Source organism: Wohlfahrtiimonas larvae, from assembly GCF_002006755.1.
GTDB lineage: Bacteria > Pseudomonadota > Gammaproteobacteria > Cardiobacteriales > Wohlfahrtiimonadaceae > Wohlfahrtiimonas > Wohlfahrtiimonas larvae.
The window spans coordinates 1-22027 of sequence record NZ_MVDO01000046.1 but is presented as its reverse complement, the minus strand read 5'-3'; the positions used below and the strand labels follow the sequence as shown (position 1 = coordinate 22027).

21 protein-coding genes and 1 pseudogene are annotated in these 22027 nt (G+C 36.9%); 10 read left to right on the top strand and 12 right to left on the bottom strand.

All coding sequences use genetic code 11. The features are described 5' to 3' along the window. Positions 1–281, bottom strand: a pseudogene (locus BZK14_RS03190) (hypothetical protein); the annotation flags it as partial. Further along, complete coding sequence (locus tag BZK14_RS03185; RefSeq protein ID WP_077925145.1) at positions 281–886, bottom strand: ankyrin repeat domain-containing protein; 606 nt, start codon at positions 884–886, stop codon at positions 281–283. The pseudogene BZK14_RS03190 and the gene BZK14_RS03185, both read right to left, overlap by 1 nt. 503 nt (positions 887–1389) lie before the next feature. On the opposite strand from BZK14_RS03185, the gene BZK14_RS03180 reads away from it, so the two are divergent. After that, complete coding sequence (locus BZK14_RS03180; RefSeq protein WP_077925144.1) at positions 1390–2964, top strand: multicopper oxidase family protein; 1575 nt, start codon at positions 1390–1392, stop codon at positions 2962–2964. 52 nt (positions 2965–3016) lie between these two features. Here the strand turns inward: BZK14_RS03180 and BZK14_RS13075 are convergent, their stop codons facing one another. Further along, positions 3017–3295, bottom strand: coding sequence for a hypothetical protein (locus tag BZK14_RS13075; protein ID WP_143691298.1), 279 nt, complete (start codon positions 3293–3295; stop codon positions 3017–3019). Positions 3296–3458: 163 nt separating this feature from the next. Between BZK14_RS13075 and BZK14_RS03170 the strand changes: the two genes are divergently transcribed. Further along, a complete protein-coding gene (locus BZK14_RS03170) occupies positions 3459–3884 on the top strand; it encodes a hypothetical protein (RefSeq protein WP_077925142.1) in 426 nt (141 codons plus the stop codon). Between the two features lie 19 nt (positions 3885–3903). On the opposite strand, the gene BZK14_RS03165 is transcribed toward BZK14_RS03170, so the two are convergent. Next, positions 3904–4263: a winged helix-turn-helix domain-containing protein gene (locus BZK14_RS03165; protein ID WP_077925141.1), complete on the bottom strand. Its 360-nt coding sequence runs from the start codon at positions 4261–4263 to the stop codon at positions 3904–3906. A 234-nt stretch (positions 4264–4497) separates the two neighbouring features. On the opposite strand from BZK14_RS03165, the gene greB reads away from it, so the two are divergent. From greB to BZK14_RS03145, 4 genes are all read left to right on the top strand, one after another. Continuing rightward, on the top strand, positions 4498–4983 hold the full coding sequence (gene greB / locus BZK14_RS03160; RefSeq protein ID WP_077925140.1) for a transcription elongation factor GreB: 486 nt from the start codon (positions 4498–4500) through the stop codon (positions 4981–4983). A gap of 211 nt (positions 4984–5194) precedes the next feature. Continuing rightward, entirely contained in the window at positions 5195–6400 is a 1206-nt protein-coding gene (gene gltS, locus BZK14_RS03155; protein ID WP_281249059.1) for a sodium/glutamate symporter, read from the top strand. Between the two features lie 62 nt (positions 6401–6462). Beyond that, positions 6463–7356 (top strand): LysR family transcriptional regulator, encoded by an 894-nt coding sequence (locus BZK14_RS03150; protein WP_077925139.1) that lies wholly within the window; start codon positions 6463–6465, stop codon positions 7354–7356. 69 nt (positions 7357–7425) lie between these two features. Then, entirely contained in the window at positions 7426–8664 is a 1239-nt protein-coding gene (locus BZK14_RS03145; protein WP_077925138.1) for a D-amino acid dehydrogenase, read from the top strand. Here the strand turns inward: BZK14_RS03145 and BZK14_RS03140 are convergent, their stop codons facing one another. Beyond that, a complete protein-coding gene (locus BZK14_RS03140; RefSeq protein ID WP_077925137.1) occupies positions 8665–9162 on the bottom strand; it encodes a MarR family winged helix-turn-helix transcriptional regulator in 498 nt (165 codons plus the stop codon). 86 nt (positions 9163–9248) lie between these two features. Here BZK14_RS03140 and guaD point away from each other — a divergent pair, with 86 nt between their 5' ends. Next, a complete protein-coding gene (gene guaD / locus BZK14_RS03135) occupies positions 9249–10556 on the top strand; it encodes a guanine deaminase (RefSeq protein ID WP_077925136.1) in 1308 nt (435 codons plus the stop codon). 74 nt (positions 10557–10630) lie between these two features. Here guaD and gltP read toward each other — a convergent pair whose 3' ends face one another. Next, positions 10631–11965 (bottom strand): glutamate/aspartate:proton symporter GltP, encoded by a 1335-nt coding sequence (gene gltP / locus BZK14_RS03130; RefSeq protein ID WP_077925135.1) that lies wholly within the window; start codon positions 11963–11965, stop codon positions 10631–10633. Between the two features lie 334 nt (positions 11966–12299). Here gltP and BZK14_RS03125 point away from each other — a divergent pair, with 334 nt between their 5' ends. The 3 genes from BZK14_RS03125 (at position 12300) to BZK14_RS03115 (ending at position 13715) form a co-directional block, all read left to right on the top strand. After that, complete coding sequence (locus BZK14_RS03125; protein WP_077925134.1) at positions 12300–12641, top strand: RidA family protein; 342 nt, start codon at positions 12300–12302, stop codon at positions 12639–12641. 181 nt (positions 12642–12822) lie between these two features. After that, positions 12823–13293, top strand: a complete 471-nt coding sequence (locus tag BZK14_RS03120; protein WP_077925133.1) for a lysozyme inhibitor LprI family protein — start codon at positions 12823–12825, stop codon at positions 13291–13293. Positions 13294–13295: 2 nt separating this feature from the next. After that, positions 13296–13715, top strand: coding sequence for a lysozyme inhibitor LprI family protein (locus BZK14_RS03115; RefSeq protein WP_077925132.1), 420 nt, complete (start codon positions 13296–13298; stop codon positions 13713–13715). 52 nt (positions 13716–13767) lie between these two features. Here the strand turns inward: BZK14_RS03115 and carB are convergent, their stop codons facing one another. The 6 genes from carB to oppB form a co-directional block, all read right to left on the bottom strand. Beyond that, the gene (gene carB, locus BZK14_RS03110; protein ID WP_077925131.1) at positions 13768–16980 is read right to left on the bottom strand and encodes a carbamoyl-phosphate synthase large subunit; all 3213 of its coding nucleotides are present in this window, start codon (positions 16978–16980) and stop codon (positions 13768–13770) included. A gap of 9 nt (positions 16981–16989) precedes the next feature. Further along, positions 16990–18114 (bottom strand): glutamine-hydrolyzing carbamoyl-phosphate synthase small subunit, encoded by a 1125-nt coding sequence (carA, locus tag BZK14_RS03105; RefSeq protein WP_077925130.1) that lies wholly within the window; start codon positions 18112–18114, stop codon positions 16990–16992. A 288-nt stretch (positions 18115–18402) separates the two neighbouring features. Further along, positions 18403–19392 (bottom strand): murein tripeptide/oligopeptide ABC transporter ATP binding protein OppF, encoded by a 990-nt coding sequence (gene oppF / locus BZK14_RS03100; protein WP_077925129.1) that lies wholly within the window; start codon positions 19390–19392, stop codon positions 18403–18405. Then, positions 19389–20366 carry an oligopeptide ABC transporter ATP-binding protein OppD gene (gene oppD, locus BZK14_RS03095; RefSeq protein WP_143691300.1) on the bottom strand — a complete coding sequence of 326 codons (978 nt, stop codon included), beginning with the start codon at positions 20364–20366 and terminating at the stop codon, positions 19389–19391. Before oppD ends, oppF begins: the two co-directional genes overlap by 4 nt. Positions 20367–20374: 8 nt before the next feature. Next, entirely contained in the window at positions 20375–21283 is a 909-nt protein-coding gene (oppC, locus tag BZK14_RS03090) for an oligopeptide ABC transporter permease OppC (protein WP_077925127.1), read from the bottom strand. Positions 21284–21292: 9 nt separating this feature from the next. Continuing rightward, the coding region (oppB, locus tag BZK14_RS03085) for an oligopeptide ABC transporter permease OppB (protein ID WP_143691296.1) at positions 21293–22027 on the bottom strand (735 nt) is incomplete at its 5' end.

Below are 22027 nucleotides of genomic sequence, written 5' to 3'. Positions count from 1 at the left end.
TGCCCACTTGACGATAATAATACCTCTACTGTTGTATCTGTACTGTTTTCAATGATCAACCAACAACCACCCATATCATAGATATTCGCTGATCTATTCATCGCGCCAATTTCTATTAACCATGTTGCCATAGATTTTTGAATAATATTAGCCTCATCACACTTTAATATAATTCGTAAAGATGCAACTTTATTTAAGCGTTTATTTTTCTTTGACCAAACCCATTCAGGGCGCACACTATAATGTTTAGAATTAATAGCATAAAGTTGATTACTCGCCATTAGATGCCACCATGTAACGCTATAATCTTGGCAATATTAGTATGCCCCTTGTCTGTCGCTAATGTTAAAGGCGTTTTACCATAAGGATCAACCATATTAGGATCAGCACCATATGTCAGTAATAATTCAACAACTTTTTGTTGCCTTTCATCATCTCCTTTCAAAGTTGCAGCTTCGATCAATGCTGTCCAACCTAAGTAGTTTGTATGATTAGGATTAATATCAGTTTGTGTTAGCAAGTATTCTACGACTTCCACATTACCTTTTTCAGAAGCTGGTGTTAATCCATTACCTCCGAAACGAGTTAATCGTTCTAAATCTGCACCTGCTTCCACCATAGTTTTAACAAGCTTTAAATCATTATGGATACAACCCCATAAAAAAGGGTTAAAACACATATTGTCTTGCTCATCTAAGTCAACGCCAATTGCAATTAAATACTGTACCAAATCATAATATTGGTTCATCGCAGCAATCTGTAAAGCTGTACGTTTTTGATCATCTTTAGCAAAAATTACAGAGCGATCTTGTAAATAATATTTACTAGCTTCTTCAGCATAATTGTTTTTAATGGCAGCTAAAAAATCTTGTGCATTCTGGCTCATTATTATTCCTCTTAGTACTTAACATATTCATTAAGATTAATGTAAATCATCTGTAAATACAATTGAGCATAGATATCTTTCAGTTATACTGTCCATCATGATGAAACATAAGCTATTTCCCATAATATTAGTCATTTTATCTGTACTCATGACTAACTTTTCTTTCGCACTCGTTGCCAAAGATAATTTCGTACATGTATCTAATCACACAATGACTCAAGATAGTCTACATATGAATCATCATTCTGATAAGCATCCCATACAATGTGAAATCTACTGCGATGCATTAATGATGTCTTGCGCTTTAGGCATCAGCAACCTTAATAATACTGAACTCAGCCATTCTCACATCATACTTAAACAAGTAAATATTTTTTCAGATGATGCGCTCTACTCTATTGACCTCATTCACGACCAAAAACCTCCCATATTCTCGTAATTTTTAAACTTTGTATCGCTAAAAATTTATTACAAATTTTATTTAAAATTATGAGGATTTTATAATGAAACGTAGAACGTTTATGATTCGCGTAGCTTCTGTTGCGGGCGCTATTGCTGCAACTAATGTATTAGCATTTGGCCAAAAACATGGCGCACATAACAAAATGGGCAACATGAATCATGACAGTATGATGGGCAAAGGTAGCCACGATATGACACAAATGATCTCTCCCAGTTATCAATTAGGCAATCGTACTTTGACAGCTCAAGATATTCAGGTCATGCAAAATGCAAGTAAAGATTTATTACCTGCTTCTGCCATTCCACAAGGGATAGATTTACCTCTATTGCCAATACTAAAAAACGAAAGTACTGAACCTAAATTATTCAAAGCAACGTTAACAGCAAAGCCTGTAAATATTGAATTGATCAAAGGTAAACCTACTGACTTTTGGGCTTATAATAATTCCATCCCCGGTCCAACTATTGAAGTGTATGAAGGCGATACTGTCGAAATCACTTTGGATAATCAATTATCACAACCAACAACGATTCATTGGCATGGCATTTTAGTGCCTGCTGACCAAGATGGTAATCCACAAGATGAAGTTAAACCTGGCCAAAAACGCACATATAAATTCACCATTCCTGAAGGTACAGCGGGCACATATTGGTATCATCCTCATGGGCATAACACAGTTGCAGAACAAGCTTATCGTGGTTTAGCAGGCACTTTTATTGTAAAATCTAAAACCGATCCTTATGAGAAATTTGCACAGCAAAATTGGCTATTCTCCGATCTTAAACTCCAAGCTAATGGCAAAATTGCAGAGAATACCTTCAATGATTGGATGAATGGTCGTGAAGGCCAATTCCTATTGATGAATGGTGTATTCAAGCCAATATTAAATATTACAGAACCAACACGCATCCGTATTTGGAATGCCTGCTCGGCTAAGTTCTTAAATCTAACATTGGCAGATACAAAAATTTATATCATTGCGACTGATGGAGGCTTCCTAGAAAATCCACAAGAGCTTCAAAAGCTATTATTAACACCTGGTGAGCGCGCTGAATTGTTGATTATACCAACTTCAACAAGCACAGTAGCATTGAAATCTTTAGCTTATGATCGCGGCAAAATGGGTATGGTACCGCCTGATCCCGATATGACCTTGGCAACAGTTAATTTACAAAAAAATGCATCAGCGACTTTACCTAAAAATATTCGTCAATTGCCTATTTATGCAAAACCATCCATCAAGCGATTAATAGAATATACAGAAGTGATGAATCATAGCCAATTACTATTCTTGGTGAATGGCAAAATGCACGATATGAATCGTAATGATGTTACAGTGAAAGCTGGTGAAGTGGAAGAATGGGTAATTTTCAATAACTCTCACATGGATCACAACTTCCATATTCATGGTACTCAATTTTTAGTGATTGAGCATAATTATAATAATCAAAAATCTAAACCTGAGATTAATGGCTTCAAAGATACTGTGAATCTTCGTCCTTATGAAAAAGTAACCATTCGTTTTATTCAAAACGAGAAAGGTTTACGCATGTATCACTGCCATATTTTTGAACATGAAACCTTGGGGATGATGGGTCAAATAAAAATACAGTAACCAATTAAAAAGCCTACATTTTTTATAATGTAGGCTTTATTAATAATTAATATTATAAGTCCTTCTGAACTTTATCATTCAAATCATTTGATAATACTTTCACATCACTTTTTGTATCTTCTAATACATCAGAGGCTTTTTCTTTTGCTTCAGCTGTTGCATCAATAGTTTGATCTACTGCTTCACCCACATCTTCAGCAACTGAAGAAGTACCTTCTTTAATAGAAGTTTCTATTTTATCACCGACAGTTGCTTCTTCTGCCACTGCAGTCAAACCTAACATTCCCAATAATGAAACTGATAATATTGATGTCAAAAAGAGCTTTCTCATATTAACCTCCGCTTTATAATTATTAAATACAGCCAAATTACCAAATAACAAAAAATTATTATTTCTTGCATAAATATTATTGTTGAATATTATCTTGAATAGTACAATAATAAAAAATAAATCATAATTAACATAAATAATGAAAACAGCAAGGATCATAATAATGAATGACGATAATGATATCATCCAATTTATTACTGAAAAATTAGAGCCTTATCCTGAGATTCGCTACAAAGATGATACCAAAGATCAAATAGAAATATTTACAAATGATATTAATGGTTTTGATATCGTACTCTATACAAGTGCAACAGAAAGTATTTTATATCTAGATCATTTCCATCAACATTTTGAGCATACTGATCATGATATTACAACACTCATCTACCTAATATTTTATGCATTAACCGGCCGAGCAAAACTAGAAGTCCTATACAAAAACAATAAACCTTATCAATATAATCTCCAAGTGCTAAATGATAACGGTGATTGGTATATTTATAAAACAATGAAGTCCGTCTTTTATAAATTTTGGCAGAAAACTACCAAAAAATATTTACAAAATAAATCTTCAGTAAAATTTTTATAGCTTCTCACGACTCATAAAATTAATTTTTGGTTAATTTTTTAATATCTAACAGCTCATCTTCAACACATTCATTAAGTTTAATTTCTAACGCCTCATAAGACTTAATTAACTGCATACCTATTGGTGTTAAAACTGTTTTACCGCCACCTTTACCACCAACAGTTGATTCAAACACTGGCTGACTGAATGTCTTGTTAAGAGCATCCAAAAGGTTCCATGCTTTTTTATAAGGAATTTTCAAATATTTTGCCGCGGCCGTAATGGAGGATTCCGTTTGCAATGCCTTTAACAACTCGATTTTCCCTGGCCCTATTGTGGCATTATCACCAATATAAATACGTGGACGAACTAAAATTGCAGTTTCTTTTTTATTAGGCATATCAACCTCGTTTTCAATTCATATTCTATTCATTATACCAATGATTGTATTTAATTAATTGAATAGATTATGAATAAGCTCAAGAGTATTGCATATCTAGGCCCAGATCATAATAAAATAAGCTCATTATTGAAATCCATTTTATGCCTATTATTCTAAATCTGAATTCTATTTGCTTGTCTTGATTTAACAAACTATGATGCTCACAATATCAATGAATAACTGTGGAATAACATGAAAACAAACTTGGTCACGCGCGGTGGCATGGAAATTTTGCAAGAAGAGTTACGTTTTTTATGGCATGAAGAAAGACCTGAAATCACCCAAAAAGTCGCATGGGCAGCGAGTTTAGGCGATCGTAGTGAGAACGCTGATTACAAGGAAAATAAACATAAGTTGCGTGGTATTGATCGCAGAATTCATCATTTAACCAAACGGTTAGAAGTGCTGCGTATCGTAGATTATTCACCTGAACAAGAAGGCAAAGTTTATTTTGGTGCTTGGGTTAGATTAAGTGACGATGATGACAATGAACTATTCTTTCGCATTGTTGGCCCTGATGAGATCTATCATAATAGAAAATATACTTCTATCGATTCGCCAATGGCGCGTGCTTGTTTGGGCAAAGAAGATGGTGATGATGTTTTAGTGAAAACTGAAATGAGCCAAAAAACTTGGATCATTGAAGAAATCATATACAACTACATCCCTAATGATTGACCTCATCCCTTTCAAAGATTAAGGATATATTCAAGTAATTCAATATCAACAAGTCTTAGAAAAATCTGCATTAACTATTGATATTTTAATATCAATAACTTTTGGTTATGATCTACCGACAAAAACTCATTACCGAACTTGATTAAAATCAAGTAGCCTCTGTGTAGTTAAAGTGTTGCAGAGTACAGCACTATATTTTCAGGAGGATTCTATGATTCAGTTAAATGCGTATTTAACTTTAGTAGCAGCAACAATTGTTTTGCTATTAGGCACAGTATTAGTCAGACATATTGGATTTTTAAGAAATAACCATATCCCAGAAGCTGTAGCTGGCGGATTCATCGTTGCAATTGCACTATTAGTATTATCAGAAACAACAGGCATTAGCTTTGGTTTTGACGGTAGCCTACAAACAATGCTGATGATTGTATTCTTCACATCCATCGGTTTGAGTGCAGATTTCTCGCGTTTAATCCAAGGTGGCAAGCCTTTAGTAATTTTCGTGATTGCTGTAAGTGCAATGATCGTTGTACAAAATATCGTTGGCATGGGATTGGCTGTAGCACTAGGGCAAAACCCTTTCTATGGCTTAATCGCAGGTTCAATCACATTAACAGGCGGACATGGTAATGGTGCAGCTTGGGGTGCCGTTTTGGCCGAGAAGTATGGCTTAGAAGGCGCTGTAGAATTAGCAATGGCTTGTGCAACTTTTGGTTTAGTTTTGGGTGGTTTAATCGGTGGTCCTGTTGCACGTCATTTATTGAAGAAAGTCAAACAACCAAAAAATGAAGCTGAATATGAAGTACAAGAAGCATTTGAAGAACCAACAGCTAAACGTAAAGTCAACACAGCAAGCATCACTGAAACAGTTGGTATGTTGGCGATCAGTATCAGCGTAGGTAGTTATTTAGATGTATTAACAAAAGATACAATCATGCAAATGCCAACATTTGTATGGTGCTTATTCTCAGGTGTAATTTTACGTAACATCGTAACGCACGTATTCCGTAGACAAGTTTCTGATGAAACCATCGATGTATTGGGCAACGTTGCATTATCATTCTTCTTAGCAATGGCATTGATGTCATTAAAATTAGCACAATTGGCAGGTTTAGCAGCACCAATCTTAATCATCATTGCGATCCAAACTGTTGTAATGGCACTATTTGCAATCTACGTAACATTCCGCGTAATGGGCAGCAACTACGATGCAATTGTAATGAGTGCAGGCCACTGCGGATTTGGCTTAGGTGCAACGCCAACAGCAATCGCCAATATGCAAGCCATCACTAAAGTGTTTGGCCCTTCACATAAGGCATTCTTGATTGTACCTATGGTAGGCGCGTTCTTCGTGGACATTTCCAACAGTGCTTTGATCAAAATCTTCATTGAAATTGGTTCTAAATTAGGTGGGTAATCACATCTAAACATCAATATGCGTTAAAATACCCACTTTAGATTAATTACTTCAGTGGGTTTATGACGCTCCGACATTTAGAAATCTTCTATGCCATTATGTTATGTGGCTCTTTGACCAAAGCAGCCGAGATGCTTTGTATCTCTCAGCCTGCCGCTAGTAAATCATTAAAGCATGCGGAGCTTCGTTTAGGGTTCAGCCTATTTGAACGTAAAAGTGGCAAATTAATTCCCACAAAAGAAGCACATATTCTCTTTGAAAAAGCACAATCCATTTACAGTGAACTCGGTCATTTAAAAGAATTGGCAGATAATCTTGCCATCAATCCTGAGGGTCGATTATCCATTGGTTGTATTCCAAGTTTAGGATTAAGCTTAGTACCAACAGTCACAACGCAATTTATCCAAGAAAATCCATCCATCAAGGTAGATATTAGTACCGACCATACGGAAACAATGCTACAACGCTTAGCAAAATGTGATCTAGACTTTGCCATTACTTTTCAACATGTTAAAAATCCTAATATTACCGTTGTGCCTTTAGCACAAGTACCTTTAGTTTATTTAGATGACCAACCCCAAATATCACCAGTCAAAATTGATGATATAGATTTATCACGTTGGATTCATCCTGGCACAGATTCTCTCGCACAATTAATCATACAACATCGCCAATTCCAAGCATTCCGACTTAATGTACAAACGTATTACATGGCAGCTGAATTTGTAAAATTATCATTGGGATGTACAATCAGCGATATATTTTCTGCGGAGCAAATTCTACCTAAATCAATGATTTATCCATTAGAACCTGCAATGCATCTCGATATTTGTTTATTACATCGTACCGACATGACATTGTCTAAAGCTGCTTATAACTATCAAAAAACTCTCAAAACCTACCTAGAGAAGAAAACACAATCTCTTAACCAAAAGTTATACCCTAACGAAAACTAATCAATTGTATGAAACCTTATAATTCGCTCTAATGATTCTCAGTGTTTCAATAAAAGATATGAGGATGTTATGGAGCGAACGATCACCATCATCGGGGGCGGTGTTATTGGTATTTCTTTGGCGTATGCTTTAGTGAAAGCGGGTCAAAAAGTGACGTTGATTGATCAAGAAGATGGCGTTGGCAAAGGCGCAAGCTTTGCTAATGGCGCACAATTAAGCTACCGCTATGTTTCACCACTCGCTGATAAAGGCGTGCCATTACAAGGTATTCAATGGTTAGGTCAATCAGATTCCCCACTGAATCTACGCTTTCGCTTCTCTTTAGAACAGTGGCAATGGTTGATGCAGTTCACATTGGCCTGTAATCAAAAAACCAATAAAATTAATGGCTCCCATATCCTTAGGTTATCTCTTTTAAGCCAAAGCATTCTACAAGATTGGCGCGAAAATGATAATTTAGATGATTTCTGTTGGAAAAAATCAGGCAAGATGATCATTCATCGCCATCAATCAGATTTTGATAAAGCCGCATCTAAAATTGATCCGGATTTCCAAGAAGTATTGAATAAAGATCAAATTGTAGAAAAAGAGCCATCCTTAAAGCATGCTTATGCTGATTTGAAAGGTGCGATTTATGCGCCAAATGATGAAACAGCTGATGCTTATCTCTATTGTGTTGCACTTTTAAATAAACTCAAAGAATCTGAGTTATTCACATTAATGACCAATACCAAAGTGACAGCCATTCATGGTAGTGATGCTATTCACAGCATTACAACGACTCAAGGCACAATTGACGTGCAGGAATTGGTGATTGCATCAGGTAATGGTGCAACAAAATTATTGAATCCTATAGATATCAAATTGCCGATTTATCCATTAAAAGGTTACAGCTTAACTGTACCATTCCCTGAGGACATCGGCATTGTACCCAATGCAAGTGTGACAGATTATGGTCATAAAACTGTGTATGCAAAATTAGGTAATCGCTTAAGAATCGCCGCAATGGTGGACATTGGTTATGATGCCTCAATCCGCCAAAATCGAATTGATGCATTAAAGAAAACTGTAAAATCTACATTCCCTGAACTTCAAGGTGTTGATGAGGCGGATGTTTGGGCAGGCATGCGTCCTTCTACACCAAAAGGCCCACCCATTTTAGGCAAAACTCGTTACAACAATTTATGGTTAAACGTTGGTCACGGTAGCTTAGGCTTCACATTAGCAGCAGGTAGTGCAGCTGTATTATCTGCGCTCATTTGCCAAAAACAATCCCCCATTGATTTAACGGGCTTAAGTTTACCTTAATTACTTTTTATCTAGCTCGAGTAATAATCCACGAAGCAGGTGCTGTAATGATTCAGCATCTGCTTTATTCATGGATGCAATCAATTCATTTTCTAATGCTAAATGAGAGATTGATGCTTCTTCAATGAGTGCTTTACCCTTTGGCGTGAGTTTAACCGCAACACCGCGGCCATCCTCTTTCGCTTGTGCACGTGAAATCCAACCATATTTTTCTAAACGCTTCATACGATTGGACAATCCACCTGATGAAACGAGCATTAAATCCTGCAATTCAAATGGTGCCAATGAATGGTTATCCGCGCGCAGTAATGCCGCTAACACATCAAATTCACCTGCTGTGAGTTCATACTTGGCTAAGTTTTCTTCAACTCTACGGCTAATCAATGTGGATAAACGCACAATCCTACCTACAACTTGTGTACCATCCGTATTCAATGTTGAACCAATATTTTCCCAATCCGATACAATCGTATCAATCAAATCTCTTTTCTGTTCCATGTCACTCTTTAAAATCTGTCATTTATTGATATGATACCGCAATTCTACCCAAATTAATCTTTACCTAAAAATAAATAGGAATCACAATGCAACCAAACAAAACTGCCATTCGTGGCGCCCTTTTAACGTTCCAAAAAGATCCTTTTTTCCACCCAATGGAAGAATGTTTAATCTATAAAGAAGATGCCATCATTGTGATGGAAAATGGAAAAATTTCAGCTGTGGATGATGCTGATAAATTATTACCAACATTGAATGATCTACCGATTGAGCGATATACAGATAGCATCATCACCGCAGGCTTCATTGATAGCCACGTGCATTATCCACAAACAGAGATCATCGCATCTTACGGCGAACAATTAATTGATTGGTTGAATAACTATACTTTCATCGCTGAGCAAGGCTTTAAAGATAAAGATCATGCTAAAGAAGTTGCAGAAATTTTCTTAAAAGAACAGCATCGCAACGGTGTCACAAGCTCTACTGTATTCTGTACAATTTTCCCGCAATCTGTCGATGCAATTTTTGAAGAAGCTGAAAAATACAACATGCGCATCATGGCGGGTAAAGTTTGTATGGATCGTAATGCACCAGAAGCATTATTGGATACGCCACAAAAAGCTTATGACGAATCGAAAGCTTTGATTGAAAAATGGCATAAAAAAGGCCGTGCTGAATATGTGATTACACCAAGATTCATACCAACATCTACCCATGAACAATTGGAAATGGTTGGAAGCTTAGCACAAGAATTCCCTGATACATTAATTCAATCACATGTTTCAGAAAATATTGGCGAAATCGCTTGGGTGAAAGAACTATTTCCTGAAGCGCTCGATTACACAGATGCTTATGATCGTTATGGTCTATTGCGTGAGCGGGCAATTTATGGCCATGGTGTGCATTTAACGGATCGTGAATTGCATGTACTCAATGAGCGTGGTGCTGCGGTTGCCCACTGCCCAACTTCTAACTTCTTTTTAGGTTCTGGTGCTTTTAATGTGAATCATGCTAAAGCCAATAACCGTCCAATTAAAGTTGGTTTAGGGACAGATTTAGGCGCGGGCACAAGTTTCTCTATTTTACAAACGATGAATGAAGCATATAAAGCAGCACAAATGAATGGCTCACCCTACTCTGCTTTGCATACATTCTATTTAGCAACGCGTGGTACTGCTGAAGCATTATCTTTACAAGATAAAGTTGGTACAGTAGCTGTTGGCATGGAAGCAGATTTGGCGATAATTAATCTAAAATCTACACCAATCATTGATTATAGAATGCGTTATGCCAACAGCTTAGAAGAAGCACTGTTCATTCAAATGACATTGGGCGATGATCGTGCAATTAGTGCAACTTATATTGCAGGTAACAAAATTTACTCAAAATAATTATCCAAACCAAATAAAAACCCTAGTTAATCTTGCTAACTAGGGTTTTTGACCATTTTGCCTATAGATGATGATTAATTCAAACCTAAGTCTTTTTTGACTTTATCTGCTTCATCATCTAAGAAATAATTTTCAGCTTTATCATCATCAAAGCAATTTTCCCATTTAGCAATAATAATTGCAGCTAACGCATTACCGACTACATTCAAAGCGGTACGTGCCATATCCAAAATACGATCCACACCTGCTATAAATGCTAGGCCTGTGACAGGAATACCAACGCTACCTAATGTTGCTAATAAAACAACAAATGATACACCTGGTACACCTGCAATGCCTTTAGAAGTCAACATCAATGTAAAAACTAAAATGATTTCCTGCATAATGCTTAGTTCAATACCATATAGCTGAGCAATAAAAATCGCAGCAATACTTTGATATAACGTTGAACCATCTAAATTAAATGAATAACCTATAGGAATCACAAAGCTTGTAATTGAACTTGGTACCCCATACTGCGTTAGTTTGTCCATCATTCTTGGCAAGACTGTTTCAGAACTTGCGGTTGAATATGCAAGCAATAATTCATCTTTTAATAACTTCATAATTGTGAAGATATTAATTTTAAAATAATAAGCAATACCACCTAAAACGGCGACCGCAAAGAAAATAATCGCACCATAAACTAATAAAACTAGCTTAATCAATGGATACAATGAGGCAAAACCAAAAGTTGCAACTGTTGCACTAATAAGCGCAAATACACCAATAGGAGCATATAACATGATCATATTAGTCACTTTGAACATTGTTTCTGAAATACTGTTCAATACTTTGAGCAATGGCTCTTTCTTATCTTCAGATAATGAAGATAACCCCATACCGAATAAAACAGAAAAGAAAATCACAGGCAACATATCGCCTTTCGCCATTGATTCAATCACATTATGTGGCACAATTGATAACAAAGTTGAGGCAATACCATGATGGCTTGATTCTACAGCTGCTGTAGTCGCTTGGTAGGATGAAATATCAACGGCAGAAAGTTCTTGCATATTAATGCCAACTCCAGGTTGAAAGACATTTGCCAAAAAGATTCCTAATACAATTGCAATTGTCGTAACAATTTCAAAATAAACAATTGTTTTAAGTCCCAATTTACCTAATTTTTTAGTATCACCTACACCGGCAATCCCAACAATTAAGGTTGAAATCACAATCGGAACCACAATCATTTGAATCATTTTGATAAAAATCTGTCCCGCAGGATTTAAAATATTATCAATCACCCATGCTTGATTTGTACTACCATGTAAAATTGACCCTACAATGATCCCTATCACCAAAGCGATCATAATTTGTACGCCCAAACTAAATTTAAACTTACGTGAGTGTAGCGTTGCTTCCATGCTAGCTCCTTAATTACTCTGAATATATTTTTCAATACTTTTTAAATATTATGCAAGCCAAAATACAACATAAATATTGAAAATGGCTTGAAAACACTGACTTGTGTACTTTATCGCACTACAAATTGACTCTTTTCAAAATCGAGAAGTTCGATACACTAACACTATTTTTTACATTAGTTAACAAAAATATTTATTCAATATACAATAATTATGATAAACATTTAAAAAGCTGTGAATGATTGACATTGATCATTCGCGATTTTCATATCAAAATTCAGTATAATCCTTCCGGCAATCCTGCTGATCTTTTATCAATAAAATGAGGGAAAATATGATTAAGCGCTTTAATTTAGGTCCAAGAATGTCAGACGCTGTAACTTACAATCAAACTCTTTATTATACATCTGTACCAACTGTTGAAGACAACTGTGCTTATGCACAAATGAAGAGTATTTTAGAAGATATTGATTCCGTCTTAGCCCAAAATCACAGTGAAAAAAGTAAAATTTTAGATGTTACTATTTTCTTAGTAAACCATGAAGATTTTGATGATATGAACCGTGCTTGGGATGAATGGGTTGACCCTAATAATTCTCCAGTGCGCTGTACTGTTCAAGCAGGATTAATGCGCCCGAATTGGAAAATGGAAGTTAAAATTATTGCAGCTGTATAAAAATCATGCTAAAAAGCAATGGGGGAAGTGAACTATTGCTTTTTTATTCTAAAAACTAGAAAACATTCTCAATATTTCATCGAATCAATAAAATTTCAGCATAAATATTTAAAAATTATTAATTCTATTGATAACTCAGTATCTATTTTCATATATAAATTTAATAAGGCACTTTAATGATATGAAAAATATTTTTTTTACCATTCTGTTACTTGGTAATCTTACAATGAGTTTTGCAGTTGATCGTTTTCCAATCCTTATTCAAGATCATTGCTCAACACAATACACGACAACATCTGAAATTTATCAATGTACAAATAACAATTTTTATGCTGCTCAGGAAGCTCTTGCAATTTTCTACATCAATATTCATCTTTTTTTACCTAATGAATATAAGCAGTTTTTACAAGACTCACAATCTCATTGGGAAAAATTTAGTTTAGCTGAATGCATGATTGACACATATCGATTTAATGAAGATCCTGAGACTCAAAAAATTGCAGAAAAACAATGCCTCACACATCGAATAAAATCTAGAATACAACACCTTATCTATATTGTTATGATTTGGGAAGAAAAATTAGGAAGTTTTAAAATTGTCTTAGAGCAATCCGACAAGCTTCCTCTTCCTTTCACACAACAGGATCAGTAACTGTGAGAAAATATTTATTAAATCTAACCATATTACTGTTCTTAACCATATTCGCTTTTGCTGAGGATGCTCGTTCTAGATTTCCTGAATTAGACATCACAAATTGTAATAATTATTTAACTCATCAAGCAATGTTAACTTGTGAACAAACTAATCTTAAAAATGCAGAAGCAACTATTGAGCAGTTTTACCCAAAACTTTATACCTTTTTTCCACAAGAGTATCAAAAAGTTCTAGATCAATCACAATTTTATTGGAAACAACTGATACGCACAGAATGTAAAATTATTACAGGAATTAATGACCCTAATAACCAAGAAATTAAAATGCTGAATTGTTTAACTGAAAAATATAAACAACGGCTGAGTGATCTCATTTATACCATCGTCATTTGGGAAAATGAATTGGGGCACTTTGAGTGATGGATAAGCTTCATTACTAATGCTTATCCATCATTTAATGATAATTTATTTTTTATGATTGTCGAATATTAGCATGCAACTCTTGAACTGAGTAAACATCCATCGCAAACATACTTTTCACACCTTCACTCACAGCTTCACCACCTGCCAATGTTGTGTACAGAGGCACACGCAAGTTGATGGAAGTGCGACGAATTGCATGGCTATCCGCAATTGCTTTTGCATCACTGGAAACAGTATTCACAACCACAGCAATTTCACCATTTTTGATGTAATCTAAAATATGCGGGCGACCTTCTGCCACTTTATGAATCTTCTGAACATAGAAACCTAATTCAGATAATTTCTGCGCTGTTCCACCTGTTGCACATAAGCCATAGCCTTGCTCTTGGAAGTTACGCGCCATTGTTTCCAAGTCTGCTTTATCTTCATCACGCACCGAAATGAATACTTTACCCATTTTTGGAATACGTTCACCTGCACCCATTTGTGCTTTCAAGTAAGCTTCTGAGAACGTTTTACCAACGCCCATCACTTCACCTGTTGAGCGCATTTCAGGGCCTAAAATTGTATCCACACCTGGAAACTTAATGAATGGGAACACAGCTTCTTTCACAGAGTAATAATCAGGAATGATCTCTTCATGGAAATCTTGCTCAGCCAAGCTTATACCTGCCATTGCACGCGCTGCAATTTTTGCCAAAGGTGCGCTTGTTGCTTTACTCACAAATGGTACTGTACGAGATGCACGAGGATTCACCTCTAATACATACACAACACCATCTTGTACAGCAAACTGAACGTTCATTAAACCAATTACATTCAATGCTTTTGCCATTGCTTTAGTTTGACGACGAATTTCATCTTGAATATCCGCACTCAAAGAATAAGGAGGCAATGAACAACCTGAGTCACCTGAGTGAACACCTGCTTGTTCAACGTGCTGCATGATACCGCCGATCACAACTTCATTGCCATCTGATACACAGTCAACATCCACTTCGATCGCATGGCTTAAATAGAAATCTAATAATACAGGGCTATCTTCTGAAACTTGAACAGCTTCGTTCATATAACGGCGCAATTCATCATCAGAATAAACGATCTGCATCGCACGGCCACCCAATACATAAGAAGGACGCACAACCAATGGATAACCAATTTCATTCGCCAATACAATTGCATCAGTTTCGTTACGCGCTGTACGATTTGGCGGTTGTTTTAAACCTAAATCGTTCAACACTTTTTGGAAACGTTCACGATCTTCTGCCGCATCAATACTATCTGCTGATGTACCAATGATGTTCACGCCATTTTCAACCAAAGCATTCGCTAATTTCAAAGGTGTTTGACCACCGTAATGTACGATCACGCCATAAGGATTTTCAACGCGTACGATTTCTAGCACATCTTCCAATGTTAACGGCTCGAAATATAAACGATCTGATGTATCAAAGTCCGTTGAAACAGTTTCAGGGTTACAGTTCACCATGATTGTTTCAAAGCCTGATTCACGAAGCGCCAATGATGCATGAACACAACAATAATCGAACTCGATCCCTTGGCCAATACGGTTAGGCCCGCCACCCAAGATCATGATTTTCTTTTTATTAGTCGGCATTGCTTCACACTCTTCTTCATACGTTGAATAGAGGTAAGCAGTATCCGTGTTAAATTCAGCCGCACACGTATCTACGCGCTTATAAACCGGGTGCAATTTCAAAGCATAACGTGCTTCACGTACCGCTTGCTCTTTAACATTCAACAACTGTGCAATGCGCTTATCAGAGAAGCCTTTACGCTTCAAACGGCGGAATGTAGCAAAATCTAGATCTTGTAAAGAGCCTGCTGCAATCGATTTTTCTTCGCTCACTAAATCTTCGATTTGCATCATAAACCAAGGATCAATCGCAGAGATATCAAAGACTTCAGCTTGCGTCATTCCAATACGGAAAGCATCAGCCACATACAAAATACGTTCAGGGCCTGGATTACCTAATTCGCGTTGAATTACAGCTTTATCAGTCGTGCGCGTATCAAAACCACATAAACCTGTTTCTAAACCACGCAATGCTTTTTGCATTGATTCTTGCAGAGTACGACCCATCGCCATCACTTCACCCACAGATTTCATCTGCGTTGTTAAGCGATCATCCGCTTCTGGGAATTTTTCAAATGCAAAACGCGGAATTTTTGTCACAACATAGTCAATTGAAGGTTCAAACGATGCGGGTGTTTTGCCACCTGTAATGTCATTTTGTAGCTCATTCAATGTGTAACCAATCGCCAATTTTGCAGCAATTTTAGCAATTGGGAAACCTGTTGCTTTTGATGCCAATGCTGATGAACGAGAAACACGTGGATTCATTTCGATCACGATCATGTCACCATTCACAGGATTCACTGCAAACTGAACGTTAGAGCCGCCTGTATCTACACCAATTTCACGAAGAACAGCCAAGCTTGCATTACGCATGATTTGGTATTCTTTATCCGTCAATGTTTGTGCAGGCGCGACAGTAATTGAATCGCCCGTGTGAACACCCATTGGGTCAAAGTTTTCAATAGAACAGATGATGATTGCGTTGTCTGATTTATCACGCACCACTTCCATTTCATACTCTTTCCAACCCAAAACTGATTGCTCAATCAATAATTCATGGGTGGGTGATGCATCAAAACCACGATCACAAATCGTTAAAAATTCTTCTTTGTTATAAGCAATACCACCGCCTGAACCACCCATTGTGAATGATGGGCGAATCAACGTTGGGAAGCCAACTTTCATCTGTGCTGCCAATGCTTCATTCATGCTGTGGCAAACATAAGATTCTGGACATTTTAAACCGATTTTTTCCATCGCTTCTTTAAAACGGCCACGATCTTCAGCTTTATCGATCGCATCTTCTGTTGCGCCGATCAATTCAACATTATATTTCGCTAATACACCATTGCGGCTTAAATCCAGTGCACAGTTCAATGCAGTTTGACCGCCCATTGTTGGTAAAATTGCATCAGGGCGTTCTTTTTTGATGATTTTTTCAACTGTCTGCCATGTGATTGGCTCGATGTAAGTCACATCCGCCATTTCAGGATCTGTCATGATGGTCGCAGGATTCGAGTTCACTAAGATTACTCTAAAACCTTCTTCACGCAATGCTTTACAAGCTTGAGCACCAGAATAATCAAATTCACATGCTTGGCCAATCACAATTGGGCCTGCACCAATGATTAAAATGGATTTTAAATCTGTACGTTTTGGCATGATATCCTCCTATTTAGCTTGCATGCTGTTGATGAATTGGTCGAATAAATAAGCCACATCATTAGGGCCTGCACTTGCTTCAGGATGACCTTGGAAAGAAAATGCTACTTGATCTTTCAAACTGATGCCTTGCACTGATTGATCAAACAATGATCTATGTGTTACTTCTACATTGTTTGGCAAACTTGATTCATTGATCTGAAAACCATGGTTTTGCGTTGTGATCACAACTTTGCCTGTAGCTAAATCTTGCACTGGATGGTTTGCACCATGATGGCCAAACGTCATTTTTTCAGTTTTAGCACCCACAGCCAAACCTAACAATTGATGACCTAAACAGATACCAAATATTGGTTTTTTCGTTGCTAAAATCTCTTGAATTGCTTTGATTGCGTAATCACATGGTTCAGGATCTCCCGGGCCATTGGATAAAAATACGCCATCTGGATTCATCGCTAAAACTTCGCTTGCTGGTGTTTGTGCTGGCACAACTGTTAAGCGGCAACCACGTTCAGCGAGCATTCTTAAAATATTGCGCTTTACACCAAAGTCATAAGCTACAACGTGTAAAGGCTGCTGAATGCCTTCTTTAAAACCTTCACCTAAATGCCATTCACCTTGCGTCCATTCGTATGCTTTTTCACACGTGACTTCTTTCGCTAAATCCAAGCCTGCCATGCTGCCAAATGCAATTGCATCCGCTTGTGCTTTAGCAATATCTACGTTATCACCAGTGATGATGCAACCTGCTTGCGAACCTTTTTCACGTAAAATTCTTGTTAATCTACGCGTATCAATGTCAGCTATTGCCACCACATTGTGGCGCTTTAGATAATCACCTAAACTTTCAGTACTTCGGAAATTGCTAGCAAGCAATGGCAAATCACGGATAATTAAACCTGCTGCATAAACAGAATTGGATTCTTCATCTTCTCCATTGGTGCCTGTGTTGCCAATATGAGGATATGTTAATGTAATTATTTGTTTTGCATAGGATGGATCTGTCAAAATCTCTTGGTAGCCAGTCATTGAAGTGTTAAATACTACTTCACCGACCGTTTGTCCTTCTGCGCCGATGGCAGTGCCTTCAAACACACTTCCATCTGCTAAAACTAATACTGCTGGCATTGTCATTTCGTCTTTTTCCTATTAATTTCACTCGTCATTTTTTTTGGGCAAAAAAAAACACGTCCCTCTCAGAAGTGAGAGTTTTACGTGCTTTGTGACATAGCTTCTTCATGTCATAGAAGCGAGTTATGATAACGGCTCATTTTAATTTACACAATATTTTTTTATATTTAACATTGATTGATTGAAAAAATCGAACAAATAATCGTACATAAAAATTGCTATTTATTTCCCATTTTTACAAAGTGTTAAGATAAAAAATGCCCTGAAAAAACAGGGCGTTTTTTTTGCAAATTATTTTTCTAATAAACATGCAACTTGATGCATTGAATCTTCATTAACGAATTCTAGATTAGGTTTAATTTCACTACATTTTTCCATAACAGACGGACAACGAGTTCTAAAAACACAGCCTGACGGAGGATGAATGGGTGAAGGTAAATCACCCATCAAATAAATAATCTGATTATTTTTTGATGCATCAGGATCTGCAATCGGAACCGCACTCATCAACGCCTTAGTATAAGGATGTCGTGTATTATGATAAACCTCATATTTACTGCCCTCTTCTACAACATTGCCTAAATACATCACCATTACACGATCAGAAATATGCTTAACAACAGCTAAATCATGGGCAATGAAAATTAATGACAAATCCATCTCTTTTTGTAAACTTTTAAGAAGATTGATTACTTGTGCCTGAATCGAGACATCCAATGCAGACACAGGCTCATCACAAATAATTACTTTTGGCTCTAAAATCAAAGCGCGTGCAATACCAATTCGTTGGCATTGTCCCCCTGAAAACTCATGGGGATAGCGGTTAATTAAATTTGGTAATAATCCAACTTTAGCCATTATGGCTTCTACTCTCCCTTTAATTTCAGCCTTAGATAGGTGCTTATGATGTGTTTTTAAAGGTTCTGCAATGATATCACCCACCGTCATTCTTGGATTTAAAGATGCCAATGGGTCTTGAAAAATCATCTGCATATCTTTACGAACAATATTCATCATTCGCTGATCATTGGGATTGATCTCTTTACCCATCCAAATAATTTTGCCATCTGTAGATGATACTAATCCAATTAAAGCACGCGCCAATGTTGATTTACCACAACCAGATTCACCAACAATACCAAGTACTTCGCCCTGTTTTAATTGAAGATTAATACCATTCACTGCCTTCAATTGATGAGGCTTTTCCCAAAATTTTTGTTGCCGATCACGCACAGAGAAATATACTTTCAAATCATTCACAACCAATAACTTATTGCTCATGCCTTCAATTCCTCTACTTTTCTATAACATGCACGCAGTTGATATTCACCAAAATAATCTAATTTTGGTGGTTTTGATAAACATGTTTCAATCGAAAATTCACATCTTGGTACAAATGGGCAGCCTTTCGGTAAATGTAATAAATTTGGCGGATTTCCAGGAATTGTATGCAATTCTTCCTTAGCATCATCCAAACTTGGAATAGCTTCTAGTAAACCCAACGTATAAGGATGCGTTGGTCGATAGAAAATATCCTGCACTGTGCCATATTCCATAGTGCGTCCTGCATACATCACAAGCACTTTGTCACAAACACTCGCAACCACACCTAGATCATGCGTAATCATAATAATTGCTGTATTAAATTCATATTTTAATTCATTTAATAATCCCATGATTTGAGCTTGCACAGTGACATCGAGCGCAGTTGTGGGCTCATCAGCAATCAATAACTTTGGCTGACACAATAAAGCCATTGCAATCATTACACGTTGACGCATACCACCTGAAAATTCATGAGGATACATGCCCATCCTTTTCCTAGATTCTGGCATTTTAACTGCATCCAACATCCGTACAGATTCATTGAAAGCCTCAGATTTCGATAAACCCTTGTGATATTTCAGCACCTCCATCAACTGCTCGCCCACTTTCATGTAAGGATTTAGTGATGTCATTGGATCTTGGAAGATCATGGCAATTTCTTCGGCACGAATTTTATTTAGCGCTTTCTCTTTTAAGCCCAATAATTCTCGATCATTCAATAATGCTGAGCCTGATGTTTGCCCATTTTTAGCCAATAATCCCATCAATGCAAAAGCTGTTTGTGATTTGCCTGAACCTGATTCTCCAACAATCCCCAATGTTTCTCCAACATTTAAAGAAAAGTTGAGTTCGTTCACCGCAGTCACAAAACCTTCAGGTGTTTTAAATTGTACGGATAAATCTTTGACCGTTAATAGCCTCTTCAACATCATTCCTCCTAACGATCTTTCGGATCAAGCGCATCACGCAAACCATCACCAATAAAGTTAAAGCAAAAGAGTGTAATTGTGAGATAAGCCGCAGGGAAAATCAGTAGCCATGGAGCAACTTCCATGGATTTTGCACCATCATTCAATAATGATCCCCAACTACTCATTGGCTCTTGCACACCCAAACCTAGGAAGCTCAAAAAGGATTCAAATAAAATCATATTAGGTACTAATAAAGATGCATAAACCACCACAACACCCAAAACATTTGGCACAATATGACGAAACACAATCGCCCAAGTTGGTACACCATAAACTTTTGCAGCCTCTATAAATTCTTGATTTTTTAAACTTAAAGTCTGCCCACGCACAATTCTAGCCATATCAAGCCAGGAAACCATACCGATGGCTAAAAAGATTAAAAAAAGGTTTTGCCCAAAAAAAGTCACCAATAGAATCACAAAGAAGGTAAAAGGAAATGAATTTAATATTTCCAAAGCCCGCATCATAATTGAATCAATTTTGCCACCTAAATAGCCTGAAACAGATCCATACAAAGTTCCCATTAAAACAGCCACTAATGCTGCTGAAATTCCTACCAATAATGAAATTCTACCGCCAACAGCGACGCGAACAAAAATATCTCGACCATTGGAATCTGTGCCAAAATAATGTCCTTCCTCTATTTCAGGCGGACTCGACATCATTCCCCAATCGGTGTGATCATAACTGTATTCAGATAAAGACGGTGCAATACTCACAAATATTGCAATTAAACTTAGAATGAACAGACTAGCAACTGCAGCCTTATTATTAATAAATCGCCTCAGAGCATCTTGCCACAAGCTACGTCCTTTGATTTCTAAATTGTCAGCCATCTCAACCATAGCTTGATTCTGTACTGTTGTTAATTTCATCTTTACTCCTTAATAACGAATCTTAGGATCTAAGACGGCGTATAAAATATCAACAATAGCATTGAATACAATCGTTAATGTGCCTACTAAAATTGTGACACTTAACACAGTAGAATAATCTCGATTCAACGCACCATCTACAAACAATGTACCGATACCAGGCAGGCCAAAAATTGATTCAATGACTAAAGAACCTGTGACAATACCAACAAAGGCAGGTCCTAAATATGAAATAACAGGCAACAAAGCAGGTCTCAGAGCATGTTTCCAAACAATGGCTCGAAGTGGTAATCCTTTCGAGCGTGCTGTTCTAATAAAGTTAGAATGTAAGACCTCGATCATTGAGCTACGCGTAATCCTTGCTATACTCGCAATATAAGAAAGAGATAAAGCTAACATCGGTAGAATCATATTTTGCCATTGCCCTCCTTTCCACCCGCCTGCAGGTAGCCATTGCAATGTAATTGCAAAAATTAAAACCAAAATAGGGGCAATAACAAAACTCGGAATTACAACACCTGTCATTGCAAAACTCATAACTAAATAATCCCACCAACTATTTTGCTTCAAGGCTGCAAATATCCCCACAATCACACCCATTATCAGAGCAAAAATAAAAGAAATAATGCCAAGCTTAGCTGATGTTGGTAAATGAGTTGCAACTAGATCATTAACCGAATGATCACGATATCGAAAAGAAGGCCCAAAATCTCCCTTCATCAACTGTTTTAGATAATCAAAATA